We start from the raw sequence: 4,975 nt of genomic DNA on the forward strand, positions 1-4,975 counted from the left end.
CATAACTACCACCCAAATGCGGTGGCCGCGGGATTACGTGCCGGGCGTACGCGTTCTATCGGATTAGTTATCCCAGACCTTGAGAACACGAGTTATACCCGTATCGCTAACTATCTCGAGCGCCAGGCTCGCCAGCGTGGATACCAGCTGCTAATCGCCTGCTCTGAAGATCAACCAGATAATGAAATGCGCTGCATTGAACACCTCTTGCAACGCCAGGTGGACGCCATCATTGTTTCCACATCATTACCGCCTGAGCATCCTTTCTACCAGCGTTGGGCGAACCATTCATTTCCGATAATCGCGCTCGACAGGGCATTAGACCGTGAAAACTTCATCAGCGTAGTTGGCGCGGACCAGGAAGATGCGGAAATGCTGGCCAACGAGCTTCGCACTTTCCCTGCCGAAACCGTACTTTACCTCGGCGCATTACCGGAGCTTTCCGTCAGCTATTTACGAGAGCAAGGTTTCCGCAGTGCATGGAAAGACGACCCGCGTGAAGTGAATTTCCTCTATGCCAACAGTTACGAGCGTGAAGCCGCAGCACAGTTGTTTGATAAATGGCTGGAAACCCATCCAATGCCACAGGCTCTGTACACCACTTCGTTTGCATTATTACAAGGTGTTATGGATGTCACTTTACGACGTGAAGGGAAACTACCGACGGAGTTGGCTATTGCCACCTTCGGGGATCATGAACTGCTCGATTTCTTACAATGCCCAGTTCTGGCTGTAGCGCAGCGCCACCGCGACGTTGCGGAGCGTGTGCTGGAGCTTGTTCTTGCCAGCCTTGATGAGCCACGTAAACCGAAGCCGGGCCTGACTCGTATTCGCCGTAATTTATACCGCCGCGGAAGTTTAAGTCGCCATTAACAACAGATGGCAGTTCCGGCTGCCATTCTCAATTAAGAATATTCTCGTGTTATTTCCCTTGATTGCTGAAGTAATTATTTTTCATTCGTAGAGAATGAAACATTATTTTAGAATCGATATAAGACGGCAGTAGAATTATTTTGTTACATAGCAATGTGTAAAAATGCCCGATAATTAAACAATAGCTATCTGATAAGTATCAAACTTCCCTTCAGCCCGCGTTTCGCCTGCATCTGGCGCTGTTATCCTGTCGAGAAATACCTTAAAATGCTGACCGCGTCGCAAACTGAACACTTCATATTTTACCTGTCAGGTTTTCAGTCGATTTAACGATATTTATGCTTATTGACCATTTTTCTTTCAAATATTCATAACGTTAATTTTGCATCGTGAATGTAGGGCCTTTTCACGCCAGTCATTTATCAATCGCTTACGAGATGAAAATTATTTCCATCTGCGTTGTCGCTTGCTTGACAAGGTTTTCCTCCGCTCCGTAAACTCCTTCAGGTGGGATTTTGTGGGGTAAAGTGGTGGAAAGGGGAATTTAAGGGTGAGGCTGGCATGTTCCGTGGGGCAACATTAGTCAATCTCGACAGTAAAGGGCGGCTCGCCGTACCTACCCGTTACCGGGATACGCTTGTCGAAACCTCTGAAGGTCTGATGGTTTGTACCATCGACATCCATCACCCATGCCTGCTGCTTTATACCCTTCCCGAGTGGGAAATTATTGAACAAAAGCTAGCTCGTCTGTCGAGCATGAACCCTGCAGAACGTCGCGTTCAGCGACTGTTACTGGGTCATGCCAGTGAATGTCAGATGGATAGCGCCGGGCGTTTGTTGTTGGCACCTGTTTTACGCCAACACGCCGGGCTGACCAAAGAAGTGATGCTGGTTGGACAGTTCAATAAGTTTGAACTGTGGGATGAAACGACCTGGCATCAACAAGTCAAGGAAGACATCGACGCTGAGCAGGCCACGACAACTATTTTGTCGGATAGGCTGCAGGATTTGTCACTTTAAATAATGATGGAAAATTTTAAACATACTTCGGTGCTGCTTGATGAGGCCGTGAATGGTCTCAATATTCGTCAGGATGGCATCTACATTGATGGCACATTTGGCCGTGGCGGACATTCTCGATTGATTCTTTCCCAACTGGGACCAGAAGGACGTCTGCTGGCTATCGACCGTGATCCACAAGCCATTGCCGCAGCACAAGCAATTGATGATCCTCGCTTCTCTATCATTCATGGGCCTTTCTCCGAATTAGCTGAATACGCAAGTGAACGCGATTTACTTGGCAAGATTGACGGCATTCTGTTGGATCTTGGTGTCTCTTCACCTCAGCTTGATGATGCCGAACGCGGTTTCTCATTTATGCGTGATGGTCCACTAGACATGCGCATGGACCCGACTCGTGGGCAATCTGCTGCAGAATGGTTGCTGAGTGCCGATGAAGCGGACATCGCCTGGGTTATCAAAACTTTTGGCGAAGAAAAGTTCGGCAAACGTATTGCGCGCGCCATTATCGAACGTAACCGTGAACAGCCAATGACTCGGACTAAAGAGCTGGCAACGGTTGTGGCTGCGGCAATGCCAGTAAAAGACAAGTTCAAACATCCGGCAACGCGTACGTTCCAGGCTATCCGTATCTGGATAAACAGTGAACTTGAAGAAATTGAAAAGGCACTGAAAGGTTCAATTCCAACTCTGTCATCCGGTGGTCGCCTGTCGATTATCAGTTTCCACTCGTTGGAAGACCGTATTGTTAAGCGCTTTATGCGTGAAAACACCCGTGGGCCACAGGTGCCGGCAGGGCTGCCGATGACGGAAGCGCAACTGAATAAACTCGGCGGCAGATATTTAAAATCTATTGGCAAAATGATGCCAGGTGATGAAGAAGTGGCGGAAAACCCACGCGCGCGTAGTTCGGTACTGCGTATCGCTGAAAGGACGAACGCATGATCAACAAAGTGGCAGAAACCCTAAATAAAGTGACTGGTCAATTGAGCAGTGGCGAGCGACATGCACTACCAGCGGTGATTGGTGGTGATTTGTTGCGTCATGGGAAACTGCCACTGATTTTGTTTACCGCCATTATTATTACCGCCATTTTCGTTGTCACCACAGCGCACCACACCCGTCTACTGACTGCACAGCGTGAGCAAATGGTCGTGGAACGTGATGCGTTAGATATCGAATGGCGTAACTTGATTTTGGAAGAAAATGCACTGGGCGATCATAGCCGAGTGGAGAGGGTCGCGACGGAAAAGCTGCAATTGCAGCATGTTGACCCATCGCAGGAAAACATCGTAGTTCAGCAATAAGGAATCGCGTGACAGAGATGAGAGCTGCGGCAAAAACGCTTAAACCGAAACGCCAGGAAGAACAGGCCAACTTTGTAAGTTGGCGTTTTGCGTTGCTTTGCGGTTGCATTTTGCTGGCGCTGGTTTTCCTGTTGGGGCGCGTTGCCTGGCTGCAAATCATCGCGCCGGACATGTTGGTACGTCAGGGGGATATGCGTTCCCTGCGTGTTCAGGAAGTCTCTACCTCTCGAGGCATGATTAGTGACCGTGCAGGGCGCCCGTTGGCAGTCAGTGTGCCAGTTAAAGCGATTTGGGCTGACCCGAAAGAATTGCATGATGCGGGTGGTATTACGCTGGATAACCGCTGGAAAGCGTTGGCTGATGCTTTAAAAATCCCTCTTGATCAGCTCGCCTCCCGAGTTAACAGCAATCCGAAAGGTCGCTTTATCTATCTGGCTCGACAGGTGAATCCAGATATTGGCGACTACATCAAAAAACTCAAACTTCCTGGGATTCATCTACGCGAGGAATCTCGTCGTTACTATCCATCTGGTGAAGTTACTGCTCATCTCATTGGCTTCACCAACGTCGATAGCCAAGGGATCGAGGGGGTCGAAAAAAGCTTCGACAAATGGCTGACCGGCCAACCCGGTGAGCGCATTGTGCGTAAAGACCGTTTTGGTCGAGTCATCGAAGATATCTCCTCAACCGACAGCCAGGCCGCCCATAACCTGGCTTTGAGCATTGATGAACGCCTGCAGGCACTGGTTTATCGCGAGCTAAACAACGCCGTGGCTTTCAACAAAGCCGAATCGGGCAGTGCGGTACTGGTAGATGTGAGTACTGGTGAAGTATTGGCGATGGCCAACAGCCCATCCTACAACCCAAATAATCTTAGCGGCACGCCAAAAGATGTGATGCGTAACCGTACCATCACGGACGTTTTCGAGCCGGGTTCGACTGTTAAACCGATGGTGGTCATGACAGCGCTGCAACGCGGCGTAGTGCGTGAAAATACCGTCCTGAATACCGTGCCGTACCGCATCAATGGTCATGAGATCAAAGATGTGGCGCGATACAGCGAATTGACCCTTACCGGGGTACTACAGAAGTCGAGTAACGTCGGGGTTTCTAAACTGGCGTTAGCGATGCCCTCCTCAGCGTTGGTAGATACTTACTCACGTTTTGGATTGGGAAAAGCGACCAACTTGGGGCTGGTCGGAGAACGCAGTGGCTTATATCCGCAAAAACAACGGTGGTCTGACATAGAGAGGGCCACCTTCTCTTTCGGCTACGGGCTAATGGTAACTCCGTTACAGTTAGCGCGTGTCTACGCAACAATTGGCAGCTACGGCGTGTATCGCCCGCTGTCTATTACGAAGGTTGATCCTCCGGTTCCTGGGGAGCGTATTTTCCCTGAGCCGCTGGTTCGTACCGTCGTTCATATGATGGAAAGTGTGGCATTGCCTGGTGGTGGTGGCGTGAAAGCGGCTATCAAGGGCTACCGCATCGCAATTAAAACCGGTACCGCGAAAAAAGTCGGTCCCGATGGACGTTATGTTAACAAATACATTGCTTACACCGCAGGCGTAGCACCAGCCAGTAATCCGCGATTCGCATTGGTAGTGGTAATTAACGATCCACAAGCAGGTAAGTATTACGGTGGTGCCGTCTCTGCACCTGTGTTCGGTGCCATCATGGGCGGCGTTCTGCGCACCATGAATATCGAACCGGATGCTTTGGCGACAGGTGAAAAAAGTGAATTTGTAATTAATCAAAAAGAGGGAACAGGTGGC

5 protein-coding genes are annotated in these 4,975 nt (G+C 49.8%); all 5 read left to right on the plus strand.

Annotation, left to right across the window (positions count from 1 at the left end):
* A partial coding sequence (gene cra / locus VJY99_RS05745) for a catabolite repressor/activator (RefSeq protein WP_324117120.1) occupies positions 1-873 on the plus strand: 873 nt, incomplete at its 5' end.
* 561 nt (positions 874-1,434) lie between these two features.
* The gene (gene mraZ, locus VJY99_RS05750) at positions 1,435-1,893 is read left to right on the plus strand and encodes a division/cell wall cluster transcriptional repressor MraZ (RefSeq protein ID WP_324117121.1); all 459 of its coding nucleotides are present in this window, start codon (positions 1,435-1,437) and stop codon (positions 1,891-1,893) included.
* Positions 1,894-1,896: 3 nt separating this feature from the next.
* A complete protein-coding gene (rsmH, locus tag VJY99_RS05755) occupies positions 1,897-2,838 on the plus strand; it encodes a 16S rRNA (cytosine(1402)-N(4))-methyltransferase RsmH (protein ID WP_324117122.1) in 942 nt (313 codons plus the stop codon).
* Positions 2,835-3,200, plus strand: coding sequence for a cell division protein FtsL (gene ftsL / locus VJY99_RS05760; protein ID WP_324117123.1), 366 nt, complete (start codon positions 2,835-2,837; stop codon positions 3,198-3,200). The genes rsmH and ftsL overlap by 4 nt, the downstream gene beginning before the upstream one ends.
* A 17-nt stretch (positions 3,201-3,217) precedes the next feature.
* On the plus strand, positions 3,218-4,975 hold a 1,758-nt coding region (locus tag VJY99_RS05765; protein ID WP_324117124.1), incomplete at its 3' end, for a peptidoglycan glycosyltransferase FtsI.

Source organism: Buttiauxella sp. (assembly GCF_035271705.1).
Taxonomy (GTDB): Bacteria; Pseudomonadota; Gammaproteobacteria; order Enterobacterales; family Enterobacteriaceae; genus Buttiauxella.